Below are 22,059 nucleotides of genomic sequence, written 5' to 3'. Positions count from 1 at the left end.
GCGGCGGGGTTCGCGACAGAAGGCGCATCATGAGCAAATGGCCGCGCGCGGCGGCGCCGAACTTTCCCGGCACCGCGCGAGTCAGTATGATCGTGCTGCCGCAAAACGAGCGCGACCCCGATTTCAGTCGGCTTTCGACGTACCGGCGCGCAGCTCGCGAAACTGCATCAGACAGGGAATAAGCGAGGCGGCTGATTCGTAACGCAAACAGGTGAAGCACGCGGTCCCCACGACTGCGCTTTTCCCACCACTGGCACTACTGCAACGAGAAGACCATGATGCCCGACCGATGGACCCGCCGCGCCCTGCTGATGCTGGCGGCGCTAGCCGTGACGATGTCCGGCTGTACCACGTACGTGACGAGCCAGGTGACCGCGTTCTCCGCCTGGAACGGCGGCAGCGACGCCACGCGCACCTATGCGTTCACGCGCAATCCCACTCAGGAACACAGCATCGAGCAGTCGACCTACGAGAATCTCGTGGCCGACGGGCTCGACGTGCAGGCGTTCCATCAGGTGCCCGAGCCGCAGGCGCGCTATCTTGTGGGCCTCGCCTACGGCAGCCGCATGGACACCGTGACGGTCGCCCAGCCGGTGTTCTACAACCCGTGGCCGAGCCCGTACTGGGGGCCGTTCAATCCGTGGGGTCCCTGGGGACCGTACGGTCCGGCCTACGTGAACCAGAGCTATCCGGTCTATTCGCATGCGCTGTCGATCCGCATCACGGAGAAGGGCAGCGGCAAGGAGGTCTATAACGTCTCCGCGCGCACCTCGGGCGACGATCCCTCGCTCGTGCGCGTGATGCCCTACCTCGTGCGCAGCGCGCTCGCGAATTTCCCGCTGCAGAACGGCACGGTCACACAGGTGAAGCTGCCGCTCGACAAGCAGGGCGGCGCGCCGAACGAGGCGGCCGCGCCGGTTCCCGCTTCGGCGCCCGGCAACGCGCAGGCGAAGTAAGCTGCGCGATTCCACTCGCCGCAGCGCATGAAAAAAAGCGCGCCGGACCCGCAAGGTCCGGCGCGCTTTGTTTTGGGCTGTTCGCTCCAGCGCCTGGTTCGACGCGATCACGCCTTAACGTCGCGCTTGCTCGCGGCTATGCACGCGCGCGCCTGCCGCATACGTCTCGTAGACGGCGCGGTCGTCGCCGAGCAGGGCGAACGCAAACAGCAGTTCTTCGAGCGAGTCCGCGCGCGCGGTGCGGCGCGCGAGCAGCGGCGTCGCCTTCGGGTCGAGCACCACGAAGTCGGCTTCGGACTGCGGCGCGAGCGTGCCGATCTTGTCGGCGAGATCGAGCGCCTGCGCCGCGCCCGCCGTCGCGAGCCAGAACATGCGCGTGGCCGTCAGATGATGACCGCCCATGCGCGCGACCTTGTGCGCCTCGTTCATGGTTTGCAGCATCGAAAACGAGGTGCCGCCGCCCACGTCGGTCGCGAGCGTCACGGGCATCTGCGTCTCCTGCGCCTTGGCGAAGTCGAACAGGCCGCTGCCGAGGAACAGATTCGATGTCGGGCAATGCGCCGCGACCGCGCCGGTTTCGGCCATGCGGCGGCGGTCCTCGTCGTCGAGCCAGATGCAGTGGCCGTAGACCGCGCGGCGGCGCAGCAGGCTGTAATGGTCGTAGACGTCGAGATAGCTGCGCTGGCGCGGAAACAGCGACTTCACCCATGCCACCTCGTCGAGATTCTCGGCCACGTGGCTCTGAATGAAGATGTCGCCGTGCGCCTTCGCGAGCGCCTCGCAGGCTTCGAGCTGCGCCTCGGTCGAGGTCGGCGCGAAGCGCGGCGTGAGCGCGTACATCTGGCGGCCGTTGTTGTGCCAGCGCGCGATCAGCTCGGCGCTGTCGTCGTAGCCGGTTTGCGTCGTGTCGCGCAGAAACTCGGGGCAGTGGCGGTCCATCAGCACCTTGCCCGCGACCATGCGCAGGTTCTTCGCCTCGCTCGCCGTGAAGAGCGCGTCGGCCGACTGCTTGTGCACCGTGCAGTAGACGAGCGCCGTGGTCGTGCCGCTGGCGAGCAGTTCGTCGACGAAAAAGCGCGCCGTGTCGGCGGCCACGGCTTCGTCGGCGAAACCGCGCTCGGTCGGGAACGTGTACGTTTCCAGCCACGGCAGCAGGCCCGGCGCCGGCGACGCGATCATGTCGGTCTGCGGATAGTGAATGTGCGTGTCGATGAAGCCCGGCACGATCAGCTTGTCGCGCAGGTCCTGCACGCTCGCGCCGTCGCTCACGCGGTCCTTGAGCGCGGACCACGCGCCGGACGCGGCCACGCGGCCATCCTCGACGATCACGACGCCGTCCTCGTGGAACACGGCGGCGTCGGGCGACTGCGCGGGGTCGCCGGTGAACGTCAACAGTTTTGCGCGAAAAGCCGATTGAGTCATGAGTCCTTCGTCTCCGGAAAATTCAGGTATTCGTCAGCAGCTTGCGTGCGCGCTTCGTCATGGCTTCGTCATCGCATTGGCGCGCATCGCGCGCGCCGCTCCTGAGAACGCGGCGCGCCGTCGTCGGTCCGGCGTCGGCTTTCTTTATCGGCGGCGAAAACCGGGCGTCGACAAATCGAGGCGCGACAGCGCCCCAGGCGCGGCGCGCGTGCGCCGTTCCCTGAAACTTGCTTCGTGCGTCATGGGCGCTGCCCGGGCCGATGCGTCTGGTGCAGATGCGTTCCGTGCCGATCAGGCAGCGCGGCGGCGAGGCCTGCTGCAACGCGTGCAGCGCTCGCCGCGCTTGCCGAACGCGTTGCGGCTCAGTTCGCCGTCCAGTAAGCGTCGAGCTTCGCGATCAGCGCGGCGCGCTCCTCGGGCGTCACGAACGACGCCTCGAAGCCATTGCGCAGAATCGTATAAACCTCCTGATCGTCGAGCTTCAGCGCGTCGATGATCGCGCTGTAGTTCTCGTTCACGTAGCCGCCGAAGTAGGCCGGATCGTCGGAATTGACCGTGACCGCGACGCCCTGATCGAGCAGTTGCTTGAGCGTGTGCTGCGTCATGTCGTCGAACACGCAGAGCTTCGTGTTCGAGAGCGGGCAGACGGTCAGCGCCACGCGCGTGTCGGCGAGGCGCGTGACGAGCGCCGGGTCCTCGATGCTGCGCACGCCGTGATCCACACGGTCGACCTTGAGCAGATCGAGCGCTTCGTAGATGTAGGCGGGCGGGCCTTCCTCGCCCGCGTGCGCGACGAGCTTCAGGCCCTTCGCGCGCGCCTTCTCGAACACGCGCTCGAACTTCGAAGGCGGATGGCCGCGCTCCGACGAGTCGAGGCCCACGCCGATCATGCGCGGATAGCGGTCGAACAGCGGCAGCGCGGCGTCCCACGTGGCGAGCGCGTCGGCTTCGCTCAGATGGCGCAGGAAGCACAGGATCAGCTTGCTCGTGAGGCCGCGCTTTTCAGCGTCGGCGAGCGCGCGGTCGATGCCCGCGACCACCGTGTCGATCGACACGCCGCGCTCGGTGTGCGTCTGCGGATCGAAGAAAATTTCGGTGTGCGTGACGTGGTCGGCGAGCGCGCGCTCGCAGTACGCCATCGTCATGTCGTAGAAGTCCTGCTCGTGCAGCAGCACGCTCGCGCCCGCGTAGTAGATGTCGAGAAACGATTGCAGGTCGGTGAACGCGTAGGCCGCGCGCAGCGCGTCGATCGATTCGTACGCGAGCGTCACGTTGTTGCGCTGCGCGAGCGCGAAGATCAGTTCGGGTTCGAGCGAGCCCTCGATATGGATGTGCAGCTCGGCCTTCGGTGCGCCGAAGGCCTTCTGGACCAGCGGATTGGCGTGGGTCGTGATCGTCATGGTGTGGTCGGTCGATTCTGTTCGTTCAATAAGTGACATCACGCGGAATGGGGCATGGCGGCTGTCGAGCGCGCGGGCGCCGAGGCCGCCTCGATCGCCTGCAGCAACTGCGCGGCGGCCGAAATGGCGATGACCTCGGGCGACTTGTCGACGATGCCGTCCACGCCGAGCGGGCAGTTCATGCGCGCGATCTGCATCGGGTCGATGCCGCGCGCGGCCAGCCGGTGCTCGAACTGCTTGCGCTTCGCGTGTGAGCCGATCATGCCGAAGAACACGAAGTCGCCGCGTCGCAGGATGCGTTCGGCGAGATCGAGGTCGTGCGCATGATCGTGCGTCATCACGATGAAGCTGGTGCCGGGCGGCGCGGCGTCGACGGCGTCGTCGGGTGCGTCGCTGGCGTCGATGACGACGTTCGGCGCGCCCAGCGCCGCGAACGCTTCCGGCGAGGGAAACGCCGCGTCGCGCGCGTCGACCCAGCGCACGCGGCAGGGCAGCGTGCCGAGCACGCGCACGAGCGCCGCGCCGACGTGGCCCGCGCCGAACAGCACGACGGGAAAGTCGTTCGGCGCGATGGTCTCGGTGAGCAGGATCGTGCTGGCGCCGGGCGAGGCCGCGCTGGTGTCCCAGAGCAGGCAGTCGGCCGCCTGCGCGCCCGGTTCCGGCTCGGACAGCAGGACGGCGTCGACGCCGGTGTCCGCGCTGCTTGCCGGATTCGCCGAGCTGGTCGGGCTCGCAGGTCCGCCGGACGGGTCGCCATTCCGCGAGGAGCGGAATGATACGCTACGAACGGTCGATGCGCCCGCGGCGAGCCGGCGCGCCAGCGTGGCGAGCCAGCCGAGATCGGCCACGTCGAGCCGCTCGAATGCCAGCACGACCGCGCCGCCGCAGCACTGGCCGAGGCTCGGGCCGAGCGCAAGGCGCTCCAGACGGCGCGCGTGCGGCGTGCGCATGCCGTCGCGCAGCACCTGGCGGGCGATCTCGATGGCTTTCCATTCCAGATGGCCGCCGCCGATCGTGTGCCGCGCGGCCTCGCGCGTGACGATCATCTTCGTGCCGGCCTCGCGCGGCGCCGAGCCTTCCACGCGCGCGACGGTCACGAGCACGGCGGCGTCGCCATGCGCGAGCAATTGCTGCAGATCGGTGAGCCAGGCTTGCATCGGTGCTTCTCCTACAAAACGGCGTGGCGGCGCGTCGGGCGCGCGGCCGGTGGATCGTCATGGCGTGGCGCGCGGCGTGACGCTGCCGCGCGCTCAAGGGTTCGAGCATGCCAGAACCCAAGTGGTTCGCGACGACGCAGCGTCATTGCGCGTCGTGCGGCGCGGCGGTCGAGCGCTCGCGAAGCGTCGATATCGACGAGATGACGGATCCGCACCTGGAGAAGATGCGTGGACGGACGGCCAGAGGCGGGAAGAAGCCGGAATAGACGCGTCAAGCGTGCATTGGCGGGCGCTGCATGCACTAGATGCACTAAATGCACGGCGCCTCGGCGGACGGATCGGATGGTTTGCGTTGTCATGTGAAGCCCGGGAGACATTGCGGATCAGGCGCGCGTTACGCAAAAACCAGGCGAGCCTTGATCGGCCTCGCGCACGTAGATCGCCATCCAGTTGCGAATTTAGCACTGACAGCGCCTGAAAAGTATTCCCTGCGCATGATGGGGGTTATCAGCCGGCGACCATGTCAGGCGCGGCGTAGCGTTGACTTTGCAGGCACTTCGCGGAGCGTGTTGCGGCCCTTTGAGCGGGCCCGGCGAGCGGAAACCACCGCCGCAAACGACCGCGCCGCCCAGGGTGGGCGGCGCGGCAGGCAATCCAGATCGACGTGGTGGATCAGCGTCGCGAAATCAGCGACGGATGCCGGGCCACGACACCTGACGGCGGCGGTTGCTCCACAGGCTTGCGAGCACCGCGAGGAAGATCACGGCGAATGCCACCAGCGACCACAGCGGCAGCGACAGACCGAGGATCGGCGGGTAGGTGGTTTCGCACAAACCCCGCACCTTGAAGACGCCGGGCAGCCAGTGCGCGGGCGGCAGGGCGTCGACGATCGGCTGCAGCGTATCGAAGCCGCAGCTGAAGCTCGGGAACGCCTGCACCCAGGCGAGACGCGCGGAGGCGACCATGCCCCCCGCCGCCGACAGCACGACGAGCGCTTCGAGCACGCGCACGCCGCGCCAGCTCGTCAGACGCGCGCCGAGGAAGGCGAACACGGCGATCAGCAGCGTGAAGTAGCGCGTGAGAATACACAGCGGACACGGGTCCTGATGCTCCACGTACTGCATATAGAGCGCGCCGGCCAGCAGCGCGAGGCAGATCAGACCCAGCAGGACCAGCAGGCCGCGTTCGCGGCGCAACAGCGCGTTATCGTCGTTCATGTGGCGTTTTTCTTCGGGTGAGTGGCGCAGCGCGCGACGGGCGCGGCGGCGACGGCGTGACGGGATTCTAGCGCGAAGGCTGCCCCGCGCGAGGAAGCGGCTTGTCGCGCAACGCTGTGCGATGCGATCCGCGAGGGCTTCGGCGGGCTTGCGGCCGCCGCAAGCCCGCCGCAACCCACACGACACGCTCGCGTCCCGAGCCTCAGCGCAGCGGCGCGAGCACCGCTTCCACGCCCCGGCCGATGGCCAGCAGCGCGTCGTCGGCGTAAGGCGCGGCGGCGAGCATCAGGCCGACGGGCGCGTCGCCGGGATGATGGATCGGCAGTGACAGCGCGCAGGCGTCGAGGAAATTGAACGCGCTCGGATTGCGCAGCACCAGCGCGTTGGTTTGCGCGAAGACGTCGTTGTCGGCGGCGAGCGGGGCGACGGCGGGCGGCGCGATCGGCACCGTCGGCGCGATCACGGCGTCGAAGCGCGACCACAGCGTGGCCTGCGCCTGCTCCATCACGGCCGCGCGCGCGGCGATCAGATCGAGGTAGTCGACGGCGCGCGCCGCCTCGCCCTTCAGGATGCGCGCGAGCACGCGCGCGTCGTACTGGTCGCGATGCTGCGCGATCAGCTCGCGATGCCACGCGTACGCTTCCATCGACGAAAAGCCGATGCGGTTGATGTCCGCGAACTGCTCGAACGGTGCGAAGCGCACCTCGTCGACGATCGCGCCCGCCGCGTCGAGATGCTTGAGCGCCGTGTCGAGGCTGTCGGCGACGGCGGGATCGATGCCGTCGGTCACGTAGTTCGTCAGCACGCCGATCCGCACGCCTTCCAGACGGCGCGCGCCCGGCACGACCGGCGCGAGGCCGGCGAGCAGGCGGTCGACCAGCGCGCAGCACGCCACGCTGTTGCCGATCGGGCCGAACGAGTCGAGCGTGGTGGAGAGCGGCACGCCGCCCGTGCGGGGAATGCGCGCGGCGGTCGGCTTGAAGCCGGTCAGGCCGCAGAACGCGGCGGGAATGCGGATCGAGCCGCCGGTGTCGGTGCCGAGCGCAATGGCGGCCATGCCGTCGGCGACCGACGCCGCCGCGCCCGAGGACGAGCCGCCCGCGACGCGCTCGTCGCCCTTCACGTCGCGGCGATACGGCGAGAGCGGCGTGCCGTAGTGCGGATTGAGGCCGAGCCCGGAAAACGCGAACTCGCTCATGTTGGTGCGGCCGATCAGCAGCGCGCCCGCGCGGCGCAGGCGCGCGACCACGGGCGCATCGGCCTCGGCGGGCGCAGCGCCGGCGAGCGCCGTGGAGCCCGCGCGCGTGACTTCGCCTTGCACATCGAACAGATCCTTCACCGACACCGGGATGCCCGCGAGCGGCGAGAGCACCGTGCCCGCCGCGCGCAGGCGATCGTGCGCGTCGGCGGCGGCGCGCACGCGTTCGGCGTCGACGTGCGTGAACACGGTCGCGCCCTGGCCCGCCGGATCGGCAATGCGCGCGAGCGCGGTCTCGGCGAGCGCGCGGCTCGTGGTGCGGCCCGCGGCCAGATCGGCGGCCAACTGGGCGAGCGGCGGGAACGGGGCGAGCGGCGTGGTGGCGGAAGCGGAGGAAGCGGAAGAAGCAGCGGAAGCGGTCATGGCGAGAGGCGGCTCGATGGCGGTTCGTTAAGCGGTGATGGAACGGTGACGGAGCAGTGACGGAGCGGGGCGGTGCTTGTGTCGGATTGCGCGGCGGCAAGCCGGCAATGGGCGCGCCGGAAGATGCACGCGCGGCCCGCGCCGCCCAGGGACGCATCATTGTAGGCCGTGCTTTTTTCGATTGCGACGATTTGGCCGACGCCGATCATCGGGTAACATTCAGGCATCAGACAGCGTTTTGTAAGGAATATCGTACATGCATCAAGGAATCGGCTTCATTCAGGATCTGGCAGTGGTGATGGCGATCGCGGGGATCGTCACCGTGCTGTTTCATCGCCTGAAGCAGCCGGTCGTGCTCGGCTATATCGCGGCGGGCGTGATCATCGGGCCGTACACGCCGCCGTTCCAGCTGATCCACGACGAGCAGACCATCCAGACGATGGGCGAACTCGGCGTGGTGTTCCTGATGTTCTCGCTCGGGCTCGAATTCAGCCTGCGCAAGCTCTTTCAGGTGGGCGCGACGGCCATCGTCGCCGCGATTTCCGAAATCGTCGTGATGCTCTGGCTCGGCTACGAGATCGGCCGCGCGTTCGGCTGGGCGGCGATGGATTCGCTGTTTCTCGGCGCGATCCTGGCGATTTCGTCGACCACCATCATCGTCAAGGCGCTCGCCGATCTGGGCGTGAAGCGCGAACCGTTCGCGCAGCTCGTGTTCGGCATCCTGATCGTCGAGGATATTCTGGGCATCGCCATGCTGGTGCTGCTCGGCGGCATCGCGCAGACCGGCGAGCTGTCGCCCGGCATCGCGCTCATCACGCTCGGCAAGCTGCTCCTGTTCATGCTGGTTTCGCTGCTGGCGGGCATTCTGATCGTGCCGCGCGTGCTGGGCTACGTGGCGCGCGTGGGCAGCGACGAGATGCTGCTGGTCTCGGTGCTCGGCTTCTGTTTCGGCTTCTGCCTGCTGGTCGTGAAGCTCGACTATTCGATCGCGCTCGGCGCGTTCCTGATCGGCGCGGTCATGGCCGAGTCGCGGCACCTGGAGCGCATCGAGCATCTGGTCGCGCCGCTGCGCGACGCATTTTCGGCGATCTTCTTCGTGACGATCGGGCTGATGCTCAATCCGCTCGTGCTGGTCGACTACGCGTGGCCGATCGCGGTGATTTCGCTCGCCGTGGTGTTCGGCAAGCTGGTGTCGTGCGGACTGGGCACCTTCCTCGCTGGCCGCGACGGCCGCACGGCGATGCGCGTGGGCATGACCGTTTCGCAGATCGGCGAGTTCTCGTTCATCATCGCCTCGCTCGGCTTGACGCTGAAGGTCACGAGCGGCTTTCTCTATCCGATCGCGGTGACGGTCTCGGCGATCACGACGCTCACCACGCCGTATCTGATCCGCGTGGCCGATCCGCTGTCGCAGCGCCTCGCGCGCGCGATGCCGCCCGCCGTCTCGAACGTGTTCGGCCTTTACAGCCAATGGCTGCGCGCGCTGATGCCGCGCTCGAACGGACCGACGCTCTTTTCGCTGACGCGGCGCATCGTGGTGCAGATCGCGGTGAATCTGGCGCTGGTGTCGGCGATCTTCATCGGCATGTCGTATGGCGCGCGTTACGCCGCGCCGCTGATCGCGAACTGGGTGCCCGACGAGCGGATCCAGCGCGTCGTGCTCTGGAGCGCGGCGCTCGTGCTCGCGATTCCGTTCCTCGTCGCCGTGTGGCGCAAGACGCAGTCGCTCGCGCTGATGCTCGCCGAGGTCAGCGTGCAGCCGGAGAAGGCGGGGCGCTTCACGCGCGCGCTGCGCCACGCGATCGCGGAACTGGTGCCGGCCGTCTCGATGATCGGCGTGTTCGTGCTGGTGGCGGCGCTCTCGGGCACGATCCTGCCGCCGACGGGTTTTCTGATCGGCGTGCTCGTCTGCGCGGCGCTGCTCACGATGCTGCTGTGGCGCTGGTGCGTGAGGATCCACGCGAGCATGCAGATCGCGCTGCGCGAGACCTTCGACGAACGGCAGGATTCGTAGCGGCGCGTGGGACGGCGCGCCGAGGCACGCGTGCGCCGGGGCTGCCGCGCGGCATGGCGCTTGCGCGGCGGCGCGGCGGGTTCGCGGCAAATTCGCGGCGTCGTGTGATGCGTAATGTCACCGAGTGTGAGCATTTGTGCATTGGGGTGGCAACGGCCTGCGGTGCGACGCATAATCGGAGGCCTGTTCATTCGTTCGCGCGCGCGGCGCGCCCGTCCCCACGTCATGAGCGATAACAAGACCGACCACCCCGAGATTCCCGACGGCGCTGGCCGTCCCGCCCAGTCCTCCGAGCCGGGCGCTTCCGCTCCTCCTGTTTCCACGCCCGCAGCTTCGGCGACGCCCGCCGCTTCTGCCGCTTCCTCCACTTCTCCCGCTTCCGCCGATGAAGCCGCGCGACGCGCGTCGACCGATGCGCCCGCGAGCGCGTCGGCGGTGACGTCCGACGTGCCGGGCGCGGACAGTTCGGGCGGCGGCGCCGACGAGGAGCCGGGCGGCGGCCAGCCTGTCCAGCCCAGCCAGGCGCAGGAGGCGGCCGAGGCGCGCGAGGCCGCGGCGCAAGCGGTGGCGCGTCAGGAAGCCGAAGTGGCCGCGTCGCGCAAGCCGTCGGCGAGCGTGCCGAAGGTCCAGATCGAGGAAACGGCGGACGCCGGTCGTCAGGCGCCCGCGCCGGCGGGCGACGCGGCTGCCCCGCACGTCGGTGCGAACCCGGCCGCCCAGCCGCCTGCGGAAACCGCCGAGGCGCAAGCCGCGGCGGGCGCGCGGCCCGGCGCCGCGCCCGCGGGCTTTGGCCAGGCGCCCGATTTCAGCGCGCAGCATCCGCCGCCGCCGGGTGCGCTGCCGCCCGATCCGCCGCGCTATCTGCGGCCGAGCGATTCGGCGTGGTCGGTGCTCGGACGCATCATCGCGGCGCGCGCACGGCAGCTTTTTGACCGCGCGGGGCAGCGCATCACGCAACGCACGCTGCGCATCGGCGTCTCGGCGCGCATCTTCCACCCCGAGCCTGGCGCGCAGGGTCTGCGCGGCAAGACGCTGCAATATCTGGAGGAGTCGATCGCGCACTGGGTCATGTCGCGCGACGTGATCGTCTTCATGATTCCGACGGTCGGCCATCAGGGGATGCTGCATCCGAGCAACATCCGTTTGCGCGATTACGCGAAGCATCTCGACGGTCTGTTGCTGCAAGGCGGCGCCGACGTCTCGCCACAGACCTACGCCGAAACCGCCGCGCGCCCCGAGTGGCCCGGCGACCGCGTGCGCGACATGTACGAGCTCGAACTGCTGCACGAATTCATCGAGTCGGGCAAGCCGGTGCTCGGCGTGTGCCGCGGCTGTCAGCTCATCAACGTGGCATTCGGCGGCACGCTGTATCAGGACATCGCCACCGATGTGCCGACGGCGGGCGTGCACGTGAGCGAGCACTACGATCAGCATCGGCATGCGGTCACGTTCCCCGAGGGCTCGTCGCTCGCGAGCATGTTCCCGGGCCATCGCGAGGCTGTCGTGAACTCGATTCATCACCAGGCCGTGCGCACCCTCGGCCGCGATCTCACGGTCGAGGCCGTGTCGGCCGGTGACGGGCTGATCGAAGCGGTGCGCTATCGCCGTGCGCCGTTCGTGGTGGGCGTGCAGTGGCATCCCGAGTTTCATCGCGCGGGCGGCGCCGAACTGCTCGACTGCACGCCGCTGCTCGACGCGTTCCTGCGTTCGGCGCGCGAAACGCGCTTCTGATGCGCTTTCATGCACTTTCATGCGCCCGATGAGCGTGTGGTGAGCGTGTAGTGAATATGTGAAGCGCAGCGCAACGGGGTAAAAAAGGGCGAGATATTCGCCCTTTTTCTTTTCTGGGCATTCCTGCGCATTCCTGCGCTTTGGCCGCGAATTCCTGGTCGGGAGTCAGTGATATCGGATAAGCGTCGGATGGATTCTTCGGTTATCCGAATTTAATGCCGTTTTTGAGATTTTCGGGCGGCGATAATAAGCGGTTACTCGGAATCGACAACGGAACAGGCAGTCATGAAGCAAACCCTTCCCGTGCGCCGCGCCTTGCTGGGGGCCGCAGCCATCCTGTTGATGCAGCATGGCGCGGCCGCATGGGCCGGCGCGCCCGCGAGCGAGGCCATGCCGGTCGCCGGCAGCCGTCCGTCGCTCGACAGCCTGACACCCCAGCCGGCCGGCGCATCGCCGCGCGCGGACATCGTGGACGATCAGGCCACGCTGGGCGCGACGCAGGGCGATGTCGCCACGCTGATGCAGCTCATCCACGATCAGCAACTCGTGGAAATGCGCACGACCTACAACGCCAGCTACGGTGCGAGCCTGTTTTTCTATCCGCCCGAGATGACGTATTACATCGTGCTGTTCCAGGACAAGCACTTCTGGCGCGTGATCCGTTCGCAGGACGAAACGCGTGCGGAGGCCATCTACGCCAACTTCGCGCAGCAAACGCAGCGGCTGTCAGACGTGGAAATCCGCCGCACGCAACTGGAGGCGCAGAAGGCGTTCATCGAACGGGTGATCGCCATTAACGAAGATCGCGCGCGTCGTCTGCAGGCGGACCTCGACGTGGCGCGCACGCAGCAGGCGCGCGTGGACGATTATCAGCGTCAGATGCAGGTCGACGCGCGGGCGCTCAACGCGCAGAAGGTGCAGGCGCAGGTGCAGTTGCGCACGCTGCAGAATCAGGTCGATCAGTTGCAGCGCGAAACGGAACTGGGTTTGCCCGGATCGCGGCGATAGCGTGCGGCGCGGTAGTCGCGAGGAGAAAAAAAGTAAAAAGCCCGGCCAATCTGCCGGGCTTTTTTTCGGTTGTCTGAAGGTTGTCTGAATTGTGCAGCGTGCGCCGGACGTTATTTCGAGAAACGGTCCGGCACTTCGGTCACGCGCCGCTGCGAAACATGATTGACCCAATCCGTGCTGTCGACCGGCGCCGATGCGCGGCTGGCCGGTGCGGCGTGCGTGACCGCGTAGGTCGTGATCGAGGTGTAGTCGTTCGCCGCTTCGATGCTCGGCTGGCGCGGAGAATACGCCTCAGCCGTGGAATAGCCCCCATGCGCGCGCTGCGTCGTGGCGAGGGGCGCGCTACGCGAGGGCGCAAACTCATGCGCGACGTGGCGGCCGATGTCGCCGCGTGCGGAGCCCGCGCGCGACTCGACCGACGCGTGACGCGCTTTGGCCGTATGCGAGGCGCGGCTGGCCGGCTCGGCTTTGCGCGAGAGCGGGGCGCGCAAGGGCGTGTTCGGGTTGGCTTGGGCCGCGTAGTCGTGCGGTTCGGCGCGCACTGTTGCGGCCTTGGGCGGGCGCGGCTCTGTGGGCCGCGCGCTGACAAGCGGGGCAGGCGGCGCTGATGAGGCCGACGTTGCCTTCGAAGGCGCGACCGCCGCATCGGGCTGCCGCGCCCCGACGCTCGCGCTGGCCGCTACGCCGGCGTCAGCCGTGTTGCGTGCGGAACCGGTGGGCGGGGCGTTGACCTTCGGCGCGCTTGCGGTGACGCTGCCCGAATAGCTGAGATCGTGCAACGCCCGCGCTTCGGCCAGTCGTTGCGACGCCGAGGCGCCGTGACTGACCGGCGCGTGTGTTAGCGCGTTCGCGGGTAGCTTGGTGGGGGGGCTGTCGGGCACGCTCGCCGGCGCGTCGGTGCTTGCCCTCGTTGCGTTTCGGTGTTCGCCTGGCTGCGTGTGGCTGGCGACGATCCACGCAAGCACGGCCGCGCCGCCGATGCCGACCGCGGTGGCCGTGAGCTTGTGATTGCGCGGCGGCGTGCGTTCGAGAGGCGCGAGCGGCGAAGCGTCTGCCGCAGGCGGCGCGCTAGCCGTCTTGCGCTGCAACGCGGCTGCGGCAGCCTGCTGGGCCTGAGCGACATTCAATGTTGCACCGACGGGTGCGGCGGCCGGGCGACGCGTCTCGCTACGCGTACGGAGCCCGGTTTCCCAGCGACAGACCTTGCGGAATGCCTCGGCGCTCAGGCAGGCCGTGCGCAGCAGAGCGGCGTAAAGCGCGTGGAGTTCGGTGCGCAGGCTGAAGTGCGGCGGAATCAGCGCCCATTCGCGGCCGAACGGCGGCGGGACGCGGTTGAGCGGGCGCATATGCGGCATGGCCAGTGCGCCTTCCACCTGAACTAATGGATAAGTTGACATGAGTCTCTCGCTGCATCGGCAAGGCAGGTGCAGGCATGCCGTGATGGATTGAGCGCGCGCGATCAGCTGGCCAATGGCGCGCCACATTAAAGAAATCAATTCTTTTTAATGATGCGAGCGACTCTGTCTCGGGTCTATCGGATAGGTCTGAAAAAAGGCGTGGATCGGACGCGTACTAGGCGCGTGCGTCGAGGCGGTAGACGTAGCGCAGCGCCGTGATATCGACGCCGCCCATGTGGTCGGGTTCGGCGCCCGAATACTCCCAGCCCTGGCGCTCATAAAACGCGATCGCGGGTGTATTGCCGTCGAGCACATACAGATAGAGCTGCGATTCGCCTTGTCCGCGCGCCCAGCGCCGGGCCGCCTCCATGAGCGTCTTGCCCACGCCGACGCCTTGATGCGCGGGCAGCGCGTGCAGATTGTCGAGCAGCACGCCCCAGGGCGAGTCGGGCTGGCGCTCGACGCAGACGAAGCCAGCCGGCGTGCGCGGGGCCTCTTCGTCCGCCGCGTTGTGTGCGGCGTTGACTGCGGCGTTGACTGCGGCGATCTCGGCGATCAGCACGAGGCGGCGATCGGCGCCCGGCGCTTCCATGCGCGCGCGCCAGTACGCGGCGCGTTCAGCGCCCACTTCGCGATCGAGAAAGGCGGCCGGCAGCAAGCCGCGATACGTCGCCTGCCAACTGGCGGCGTGCATGGCGGCGAGGAGGTCGGCGTCGGCGGCGGTGGCCGGGCGCAGCAGCAGGGAAGTGGCGATGGGCATGCGTGGCGGTGGTCGGCGCGAGCGAAGGGGCTGCCCCGTTCGCATCGCCGACGAAAGTCCGGATCGGCTCACTATTGTGCACGATAGGTCAGCGGCGGCTGCGCGCAAAGTGCGTGCATCAAAGTGAAGGCGTAATGAAATAATTGAATGGTTTTGGAAAGAAATGCGCGACGTTGACGGACGTTGATCGCAGCTTGTAAGGTTTTCCCCGATATATGGCGATTCAGGCCAGCCGGATAATGAGCGCCCGCCGGGCGCGCCCGCGCGCGTTGGTAGGTTCAACGTCGCACGATCACAGGCGATCGAGGCCGAACGTTGCGGCCGAACATTGCGGCCGACCTCGCCACCCTCCGGCTGTCTTCACCAGAGAACGTCATGTCTAACGCGTCCCACGCAGCATCGAGCGAATCGAAAGTCCGGACGGTTTTCCGCGTAACAAGCGGCAACTTCCTGGAAATGTACGATTTCATGGTCTATGGCTATTACGCTTCGGCGATCGCCCGGACCTATTTCCCCAGCAACAACGCCTTCGCCTCGCTGATGCTCTCGTTGTCCGTGTTCGGCGCGGGCTTTCTGGTGCGGCCGCTCGGCGCGATCATCCTCGGCGCCTACATCGACCATCATGGCCGCCGCAAAGGCCTGATCCTCACGCTCGGCCTGATGGCGCTCGGCACGCTCGCGGTCGCCGTCGTGCCGGGCTATGCGACGATCGGTTTCCTCGCGCCGATGCTCGTGCTGCTCGGGCGTCTGCTGCAAGGCTTCTCGGCGGGCGTGGAACTGGGCGGCGTGTCGGTCTATCTGTCCGAGATCGCGACGAAGGGCAACAAGGGCTTTTACGTGTCGTGGCAGTCGGGCAGCCAGCAGGTGGCCGTGGTGTTCGCGGCGCTGCTCGGCGTGCTGCTGCATCGCATCCTGCCGGTCGAGGAGATGACGGCGTGGGGTTGGCGCGTGCCCTTCATCATCGGCTGCCTCATCGTGCCGTTCCTGTTCATCATCCGTCGCTCGCTGCAGGAAACCGAAGAATTCGCGAAGAAGAAGCATCGTCCGTCGATCAGCGAAATCATGGCGTCGATGGTGCAGAACTGGGGCATCGTGCTCGGCGGCATGGGCATGGTCATCATGACGACGGTCTCGTTCTACATGATCACCGCCTATACGCCGACGTTCGGCAAGGAAGTGCTCAAGCTCGGCGAACTCGATACGCTCGTCGTGACCGTCTGCATCGGCTTGTCGAACCTGTTCTGGCTGCCGGTGTCGGGCGCGATTTCGGATCGCGTCGGCCGTCGTCCGGTGCTGCTGACCTTCACCGTTCTGACGATCCTCACCGCCTATCCGACCGTGCAATGGCTCGTCGCCGATCCGTCGTTCGGCCGCCTGCTGACGGTCGAGCTGTGGCTCTCGTTCCTGTACGGCTGCTACAACGGTGCGATGGTCGTGGCGCTGACCGAGGTGATGCCCGCCGACGTTCGCACGGCCGGCTTCTCGCTCGCCTACAGTCTCGCGACGACAATCGGCGGTTTCACGCCCGCGATCTCGACCTACCTGATCCACGTGAGCGGCAACAAGGCCGCGCCGGGCGCGTGGATGGGCGTCGCGGGCATTTGCGGGCTGATCGCCACGCTCGTGCTCTATCGCACGCCGGAAGCGCGCAATCAGTACAAGGCGGTTTGACGTCGCCTACGTCACACGCCGGCTGCGCCAACGAAAAAACCCCGCTGATGCGGGGTTTTTTATTGCCTGCGCGGCGTGGGCGGTGTGTGGGGCGTCAATCTTCGCGCAGCGCGCGGGCGACGTGTGCGACCACCGCGTCCCAGTCGCCCGGGCGCGGCTGGCGCACGAGGCGCGCGCGCGGATACCACGGGCTCGTGTCGGTGCCGGTGAACCAGCGCCAGTCGGCGGCGAACGGCAGCATCAGCCAGAGCTTCGCGCCCAGCGCGCCCGCGAGGTGGGCGATCGACGTGTCGATGGACACCACGGCGTCGAGGCGCTCGATCACGGCGGCGGTGTCGGCGAAGTCGGCGAGCTTGTCGCCGAGCCGATGGATCGTGCGCGCGCGCGGATGGGCGTCGAGCGCCGCCTGTTCGGCGGCGGTCAGATTCGGTTGCAGCACGATCCAGTCGATGCCGTCGAGCGCAAAGAGCGGATCGAGCGCGGCGAGCGGCAGCGCGCGGTTTTCCTGCTTCTGGATGCGGCCCGACCACGCGAGGCCGATCTTGCGCCGCGCCTGGCCGCCGAGCGAGCCGCGCCATTTGCGCCGGTACGCGGCGGGCGCCGACAGATAGGATGCGGACGCGGGCAGCGTGTCGGGCGTGGCGCCGAGCGCGAGCGGCAGCGACAGCAGCGGAATGTGCAGGTCGGCGTCGATGCTCGCGCGCGGCGCGCCTTGCGGGATCAGTCCGACGCGCGCGGCTTCGGCGGCGGGCGCGATCAGCGGGATCAGCGGCGCCTGCACTTCGAGCACGACGCGCGCGCCGCTTTGCTGCGCGCGCGCGGCAATCTGGGGCGCGAAGCGCACGAACTGGAGCGTGTCGCCGAAACCTTGCTCTGCCTGGATCAGCAGAGTGCGGCCCGCGAGCGGCTCGCCGCACCAGCGCGGCAGCGGGCCGTTGGGCAGGCCGGACGCATCGGCCGACGTCTCAGTCGACGCATCGGCGGCAAGCGCGACGGGCGTGCCGCGCGCGGCCGCTTCGTCGCGGAAAGCCGGATCGAGCCGCCATTCGTACTCGGGCAGGCCGCGCCGGAAGTCGCCGAGCGTGAGCCACGTCAGCGCGCGGTTCAGGTGCGCGGCGGCCAGTTCCGGGCGCACGCGCAGCGCTTCGTCGAAGGCGCGCAGGGCGGCGGCGTGGCGGCCGAGCGCGTGATGCGCCGTGCCGAGCGCGAGCCAGGCCAGCGCGAATTTCGGATCGAAGCCGATCGCACGTTCATAGGGCCCGATCGCTTCCGCGTAACGGCCCTGCGAGGCGAGCGCGTTGCCGAGCCCGAACAGCGCGGGCGGAAACTGCGGCTGGAGCGCCAGTGCGGCCTCGAAACCGGCGACGGCCTGGGTGTGGTATCCGGTTGCGTCGAGCGTATTGGCCAGATTGAAGTGCGCCGCAACGAAGCGCGGCTCGCGCCGCAGCGCCTTCTGGAAGTGCTCGACCGCGCCCGCGCTGTCGCCGAGCGCGTTCAGCGCCATGCCGAGATTGTTGTGCGCCCCCGCGTGGCCGGGGCGGATCTTGAGCGCGCGGCGGAAGGCGTCCGCGGCCTCGGCGTGACGGCCGAGCGCGTGCAGCGCGTTGCCGAGGTTGTTGTGAGACGAGGCGTCGCCGGGTTGCAGGCGCACGGCGTGGCCGAACGCGTACATCGCGTCTTCGTGGCGGCCGATCGACGCGTAGGCGTTGCCGAGGTTGTAGTGCGCGAGCGCGAAGGCGGGCGCGAGCGTGAGCGCGTTGCGAAAGCGCTCGATCGCGCCCTCCAGCTCGCCGAGCGCCTTGAGCGCGTTGCCGAGGTTCAGCTGGAGCGCGGCGTCGTCGGGACGCAGCTCGACCGCGCGGCGCACGAGGTCCGCCGCTTCGGCGTGCTGGCCCTGCTGGTGCCGCAGCACGCCGAGCAAATGCAGCGCATCGACGTGCACGGGATCGGCGGCGAGCGTCGCGCGATAACCGCGCTCGGCATCAGCCAGCCGGCCGTCGCGATGAGCGGCGTACGCGCGGACAAAAACCTGTTCCATGAACCAGAGGCGAGACGTAATGAAAACGAACCCGTCATTTTCCCACACTCGGAGGAGCCAACCACGAAGTTGAAAGGTCTCGTTGCGGTTTTGTCGCATCGCGCCTAACGTATGAATGAGGGTTCATATGTTTCCGATCCTGACCATGCCGACGCTTTCCCGCAATTTTTCCAGCGAATTTTCCGGTGATGTTTCCGTCGACGAGCGCATCGCGCCGCTCGCCGTTCTGTTTCGCCTGCTGGGCGATCCGACGCGCCTGAAAATCGTGCTGGTCTGCGTGGCCGGCCGCCGTGCGGTGGGCGCGATCGCCGATGCGCTGGGGCTCTCGCCGTCGCTCGTCAGCCACCATCTGCGGCTGTTGCGCGCGGCGCGCATCGTGCGGGCGGAGCGCGAGGGCAAGCAGGTGTTCTACGCCGCCGACGACGCGCATATCGGCGCGATGCTGGCGGGCATGCTGGCGCACGTGGCCGAGGCGGCTGAAGTTGCGTCATCCGATGTTCAGGAGCGTGGACGATGAGTTCCCCACGCGAGCGTCCGCACGATCACAACGACCACCACAGCCACGATCATCACGATCACAGCGGCCACGCGTACGGACACCACCACACCCACAACCCCGCACCCGCGGCGGGCCAACATCGCGCATTCGCACTGGCCGTCGCGCTGAACGTCGTGATCGTGGTCGCGCAGACCGTCTACGGCGTGCTCGCGCATTCCACCGCGCTGCTCGCCGACGCGGGCCACAATCTCTCCGACGTGCTCGGCCTGCTGCTCGCCTGGGGCGCGGCCTGGCTCGCTACGCGCGCGCCGTCCGCGCGCTTTACGTTCGGCTTGGGCAGCTCGTCGATTCTCGCGTCGCTCGCCAACGCCGCGCTGCTGCTCGTGGCCTGCGGCGCGATTCTCGCCGAAGCGGTGGGGCGGCTCCTGCATCCGGCCAGCGTCGCGGGCTTCGATGTCTTCGTGGTCGCGACCCTCGGCATCCTCGTCAACGGCTTTTCGGCGTGGCTGTTCATGCGCGGCCGGGCCGACGATCTGAACATTCGCGGCGCCTTCCTGCACATGGCCGCCGACGCCGCCGTATCCGCCGCCGTCGCCGTGAGCGGCCTCGTGATTCTCGCGACGGGCTGGACCCGCGTCGATCCGCTGATGAGCATCGCGGTCGTCTGCGTGATCGTCTACGGTACGTGGGGCCTGCTGCGCGAGTCGGTGCGGCTCGCGCTCGCGGCGGTGCCGCAAGGCGTCGACATCGAGCGTATTCGCGTCTTTCTCGCAGAGCAGCAAGGCGTGACCGACGTGCACGACCTGCACGTCTGGGCGCTCTCGACCACCGGCACCGCGCTGACCGCGCATCTCGTCATGCCCGCCGGCCATCCGGGCGACGCCGCGCTCGATGCGATCGTCACGTCGCTCGGCGAGCGCTTTCGCATGACGCACGTGACGCTGCAAGTCGATCTCGGCACCAGCGCGCATCGTTGCTCGCTCGATGGTGCGACGCAGATCCATCGCTGAATCGATGCCAGGCGGCGTCGGATCCGCGCGCCATGCGCGGCAGGGCACGTTGAACCCGCGCCGGTCATAGGGGTTGCGGGCGTACACTACGACTCATGTTGACCGCATGGAGGTCTGCATGACCGAGGCTTTCTCCCAGCCGTCCGTGCTCATCGTCGGCGCGGGACCCACGGGTCTCGCCGCCGCGCTGAGTCTTGCCCGCGCGCGCATTCCGGTCCGCGTGATCGATCGCGCGCACGAGCCCGGACGTTATTCGCGCGCCATCGGCATTCAGGCGCGCACGCTCGAACTGTTCGAGCAGCATCGCATCGTCGAGCCGTTTCTCGAACGCGGCCATCGCGCGCACGTCGCCAATCTCTATTCGAACGGCCAGCGCCGCGCGCGGCTCGATTTCGATCCGCTGTTCACGCGTTATCCGTATCTGCTGTTCATCGATCAGACCGAGACCGAGCGCATTCTCACCGCGCAGCTCGCGACCTTTGGCGTGCAGGTCGAGCGCGGCGTGCAGCTGATCGAATTCGTGCAGGGCTCGGCGGGCGTGAGCGCCGACGTGCGTCGCGCCGACGGCCGCACCGAGGCGCTGCGCTGCGCGTATCTGATCGCCGCCGACGGCGCGCACAGCACGGTGCGCCATCGGCTGAACATGAAGTTCGATGGCGAGACGCTCGCGCAGTCCTTCCTGCTTGCCGATATCAGTGCGATCACGCCGTGGTCCGACGACGAATTCCATATCTTCGCCTCGGGCGACGGGCTGGCCGCGATCTTGCCGTACGGGCACGGCCGCTATCGCCTGATCGCCGATCACAAGGCCATGCTGCCCGCCGCGCCCGAAGGCGCGATGCCGGTGCCGACGCTCGAGGAATGCCGCGCGGTCGTGCAGCATCGCGTGCATCATCCGGTGTCGATCAGCGACATGAGCTGGGCGTCGTACTTTCACGTGAACAGCCGCATGGTGCGGCACTTGCGCATGGAGCGCGTGTTCTTCGCGGGCGACGCGGCGCACGTGCATAGTCCGGCGGGCGCGCAGGGCATGAACACGGGGATTCAGGAGGCCTTCAATCTGGGCTGGAAGCTCGCGCGCGCGCTCGGCGGCGCGCCCGACCGGCTGCTCGACACGTATCACGCGGAACGCTACCCGATCGAGCGCATCGTGCTGCAGCAGACGAGCTTCATGACGCAACTCGTCGAAGCCGATCACGGCCCGCTCAAGCTGCTGCGCGAGCGCGTGATGCCGGCGCTGGTCGCGCTCGGGCCGTTGCGCGACGCGGCGCGTCAGGCCGTCAGCGAGTTGTCGATTCAATACCGGCGCAGTCCGCTCACGCTCGAACGCGTGCTCGACGGCGGGCCGCGCGCGGGCGAGCGTGCGCCCGATGCGCAGGTGCGCGTGGTCGACGGTCCGCTCGGCAAGGCGCCGGAGAAAGGGCGCATTTTCGATCTGCACGATCCGGCGAGCTTCTCGCTGTTTCTGCTCGTCGACGACGACGTGGCGCGCGAAATGGATGCGCTGGCCGAAGGTGCGAGCCTGAGTGCGAGCCCAAGCGCAAGCCCGAACGCGAAGAACGGCGTCGAAGCGTTGCGGCGATTCGCCGAAGCCGTCGAACGCGTGCTGCCGCGCGCGGTGCGCGTCTGGTGGCTCGCCGATCTGCCCGAGGGCGAAGCGCCGCCCGTCGACGGCGGCGCGGCCTCGCTCGGCGATGCGTATGGCCGCACGCGGCCCGCGTTCTATCTCGTGCGCCCCGATGGCTATCTGTGCGCGCGCGGCCGTCCGCATTCGGATCTGAACGGACTGCTGCGTCACTGCGAGACGTGGTTCTCTCCGTCGGCGTCGCCGCATCCGGTGGCGGAGTGAACGTGAAAACGCCGCGCGGCCCGTCGAAGGCCGCGCGGCGTCGAGCGTAAATCTGCTAAGGCTGCTACGCCGCGGCAGGCGCCAGCGCTTCGCGATGCGTCGAGAGCGCCGCGAACACGATCTCGCTGAAACCCGCATCCTCTTGCGCGTGACCGTCGAGCGCCGCGAGCAGCGTGCGGCGCATGCGCGGCTCCCAGAACTTGCGGATGTGCTCGGCAATGCCCAGCAACGCTTCCTCGCGATCGGGCAAGGAGTCGAAGAACATGCCGATCTGGTTCGCCATCTCGATCAGGTGATCTGCTTTCATCG

Annotated in this window: 20 protein-coding genes; 10 read left to right on the top strand and 10 right to left on the bottom strand. The window is 68.1% G+C overall.

Translation table 11 applies throughout. The features are described from left to right. Window positions 1-29 precede the first annotated feature (29 nt). Together G5S35_RS10645 and G5S35_RS10640 are read left to right on the top strand one after the other, a co-directional pair. Window positions 30-182: a hypothetical protein gene (locus tag G5S35_RS10645; RefSeq protein ID WP_176080822.1), complete on the top strand. Its 153-nt coding sequence runs from the start codon at window positions 30-32 to the stop codon at window positions 180-182. Window positions 183-275: 93 nt separating this feature from the next. Further along, complete coding sequence (locus G5S35_RS10640) at window positions 276-956, top strand: DUF4136 domain-containing protein (protein ID WP_065058251.1); 681 nt, start codon at window positions 276-278, stop codon at window positions 954-956. Between the two features lie 114 nt (window positions 957-1,070). Here G5S35_RS10640 and guaD read toward each other — a convergent pair whose 3' ends face one another. From guaD to xdhC, 4 genes are read right to left on the bottom strand one after another with little or no spacing between them, the layout of a single operon-like run. After that, window positions 1,071-2,378 (bottom strand): guanine deaminase, encoded by a 1,308-nt coding sequence (gene guaD, locus G5S35_RS10635; protein ID WP_183038283.1) that lies wholly within the window; start codon window positions 2,376-2,378, stop codon window positions 1,071-1,073. 22 nt (window positions 2,379-2,400) lie between these two features. Beyond that, complete coding sequence (locus G5S35_RS10630; RefSeq protein WP_110327975.1) at window positions 2,401-2,700, bottom strand: hypothetical protein; 300 nt, start codon at window positions 2,698-2,700, stop codon at window positions 2,401-2,403. A gap of 40 nt (window positions 2,701-2,740) precedes the next feature. Beyond that, on the bottom strand, window positions 2,741-3,778 hold the full coding sequence (locus tag G5S35_RS10625) for an adenosine deaminase (RefSeq protein ID WP_110327976.1): 1,038 nt from the start codon (window positions 3,776-3,778) through the stop codon (window positions 2,741-2,743). A gap of 38 nt (window positions 3,779-3,816) precedes the next feature. After that, window positions 3,817-4,935, bottom strand: a complete 1,119-nt coding sequence (xdhC, locus tag G5S35_RS10620) for a xanthine dehydrogenase accessory protein XdhC (protein ID WP_183038282.1) — start codon at window positions 4,933-4,935, stop codon at window positions 3,817-3,819. A 107-nt stretch (window positions 4,936-5,042) separates the two neighbouring features. On the opposite strand from xdhC, the gene G5S35_RS10615 reads away from it, so the two are divergent. Continuing rightward, entirely contained in the window at window positions 5,043-5,201 is a 159-nt protein-coding gene (locus G5S35_RS10615) for a hypothetical protein (protein ID WP_183038281.1), read from the top strand. A gap of 420 nt (window positions 5,202-5,621) precedes the next feature. Here the strand turns inward: G5S35_RS10615 and G5S35_RS10610 are convergent, their stop codons facing one another. Together G5S35_RS10610 and G5S35_RS10605 are read right to left on the bottom strand one after the other, a co-directional pair. Then, window positions 5,622-6,152, bottom strand: a complete 531-nt coding sequence (locus G5S35_RS10610) for a disulfide bond formation protein B (RefSeq protein ID WP_065058257.1) — start codon at window positions 6,150-6,152, stop codon at window positions 5,622-5,624. A gap of 202 nt (window positions 6,153-6,354) precedes the next feature. Continuing rightward, entirely contained in the window at window positions 6,355-7,773 is a 1,419-nt protein-coding gene (locus tag G5S35_RS10605; RefSeq protein WP_074983929.1) for an amidase, read from the bottom strand. A 256-nt stretch (window positions 7,774-8,029) separates the two neighbouring features. Here G5S35_RS10605 and G5S35_RS10600 point away from each other — a divergent pair, with 256 nt between their 5' ends. The 3 genes from G5S35_RS10600 (at window position 8,030) to G5S35_RS10590 (ending at window position 12,526) form a co-directional block, all read left to right on the top strand. Further along, window positions 8,030-9,787 carry a cation:proton antiporter gene (locus G5S35_RS10600; RefSeq protein ID WP_065058258.1) on the top strand — a complete coding sequence of 586 codons (1,758 nt, stop codon included), beginning with the start codon at window positions 8,030-8,032 and terminating at the stop codon, window positions 9,785-9,787. A 225-nt stretch (window positions 9,788-10,012) separates the two neighbouring features. Beyond that, entirely contained in the window at window positions 10,013-11,518 is a 1,506-nt protein-coding gene (locus tag G5S35_RS10595) for a gamma-glutamyl-gamma-aminobutyrate hydrolase family protein (RefSeq protein ID WP_074983927.1), read from the top strand. A gap of 285 nt (window positions 11,519-11,803) precedes the next feature. After that, window positions 11,804-12,526 (top strand): DUF2968 domain-containing protein, encoded by a 723-nt coding sequence (locus G5S35_RS10590; protein WP_065058260.1) that lies wholly within the window; start codon window positions 11,804-11,806, stop codon window positions 12,524-12,526. A gap of 110 nt (window positions 12,527-12,636) precedes the next feature. Here G5S35_RS10590 and G5S35_RS10585 read toward each other — a convergent pair whose 3' ends face one another. Both G5S35_RS10585 and G5S35_RS10580 read right to left on the bottom strand, forming a co-directional pair. Further along, window positions 12,637-13,923, bottom strand: a complete 1,287-nt coding sequence (locus G5S35_RS10585; protein WP_176080825.1) for a hypothetical protein — start codon at window positions 13,921-13,923, stop codon at window positions 12,637-12,639. A gap of 175 nt (window positions 13,924-14,098) precedes the next feature. Beyond that, window positions 14,099-14,683 (bottom strand): GNAT family N-acetyltransferase, encoded by a 585-nt coding sequence (locus G5S35_RS10580; RefSeq protein ID WP_074983923.1) that lies wholly within the window; start codon window positions 14,681-14,683, stop codon window positions 14,099-14,101. Between the two features lie 375 nt (window positions 14,684-15,058). On the opposite strand from G5S35_RS10580, the gene tcuC reads away from it, so the two are divergent. Beyond that, window positions 15,059-16,354: an MFS transporter gene (gene tcuC / locus G5S35_RS10575; RefSeq protein ID WP_183038280.1), complete on the top strand. Its 1,296-nt coding sequence runs from the start codon at window positions 15,059-15,061 to the stop codon at window positions 16,352-16,354. A 94-nt stretch (window positions 16,355-16,448) separates the two neighbouring features. On the opposite strand, the gene G5S35_RS10570 is transcribed toward tcuC, so the two are convergent. Next, a complete protein-coding gene (locus tag G5S35_RS10570; protein ID WP_065058264.1) occupies window positions 16,449-18,392 on the bottom strand; it encodes a tetratricopeptide repeat protein in 1,944 nt (647 codons plus the stop codon). A gap of 145 nt (window positions 18,393-18,537) precedes the next feature. Here G5S35_RS10570 and G5S35_RS10565 point away from each other — a divergent pair, with 145 nt between their 5' ends. From G5S35_RS10565 to G5S35_RS10555, 3 genes are all read left to right on the top strand, one after another. Next, entirely contained in the window at window positions 18,538-18,909 is a 372-nt protein-coding gene (locus G5S35_RS10565) for an ArsR/SmtB family transcription factor (RefSeq protein ID WP_074984066.1), read from the top strand. Beyond that, on the top strand, window positions 18,906-19,901 hold the full coding sequence (locus G5S35_RS10560; protein WP_074983920.1) for a cation diffusion facilitator family transporter: 996 nt from the start codon (window positions 18,906-18,908) through the stop codon (window positions 19,899-19,901). The genes G5S35_RS10565 and G5S35_RS10560 overlap by 4 nt, the downstream gene beginning before the upstream one ends. A gap of 118 nt (window positions 19,902-20,019) precedes the next feature. Continuing rightward, on the top strand, window positions 20,020-21,750 hold the full coding sequence (locus G5S35_RS10555; RefSeq protein ID WP_110327997.1) for an FAD-dependent monooxygenase: 1,731 nt from the start codon (window positions 20,020-20,022) through the stop codon (window positions 21,748-21,750). A gap of 64 nt (window positions 21,751-21,814) precedes the next feature. On the opposite strand, the gene G5S35_RS10550 is transcribed toward G5S35_RS10555, so the two are convergent. After that, the gene (locus tag G5S35_RS10550) at window positions 21,815-22,057 is read right to left on the bottom strand and encodes a formate dehydrogenase subunit delta (RefSeq protein WP_183038279.1); all 243 of its coding nucleotides are present in this window, start codon (window positions 22,055-22,057) and stop codon (window positions 21,815-21,817) included. Window positions 22,058-22,059 lie beyond the last annotated feature (2 nt).

The sequence above is a fragment of the Paraburkholderia tropica genome (assembly GCF_014171495.1).
Taxonomy (GTDB): Bacteria; Pseudomonadota; Gammaproteobacteria; order Burkholderiales; family Burkholderiaceae; genus Paraburkholderia; species Paraburkholderia tropica.
The sequence above is the reverse complement of the archived record's forward strand: the minus strand, read 5'-3'. Positions and strand labels throughout refer to the sequence as shown.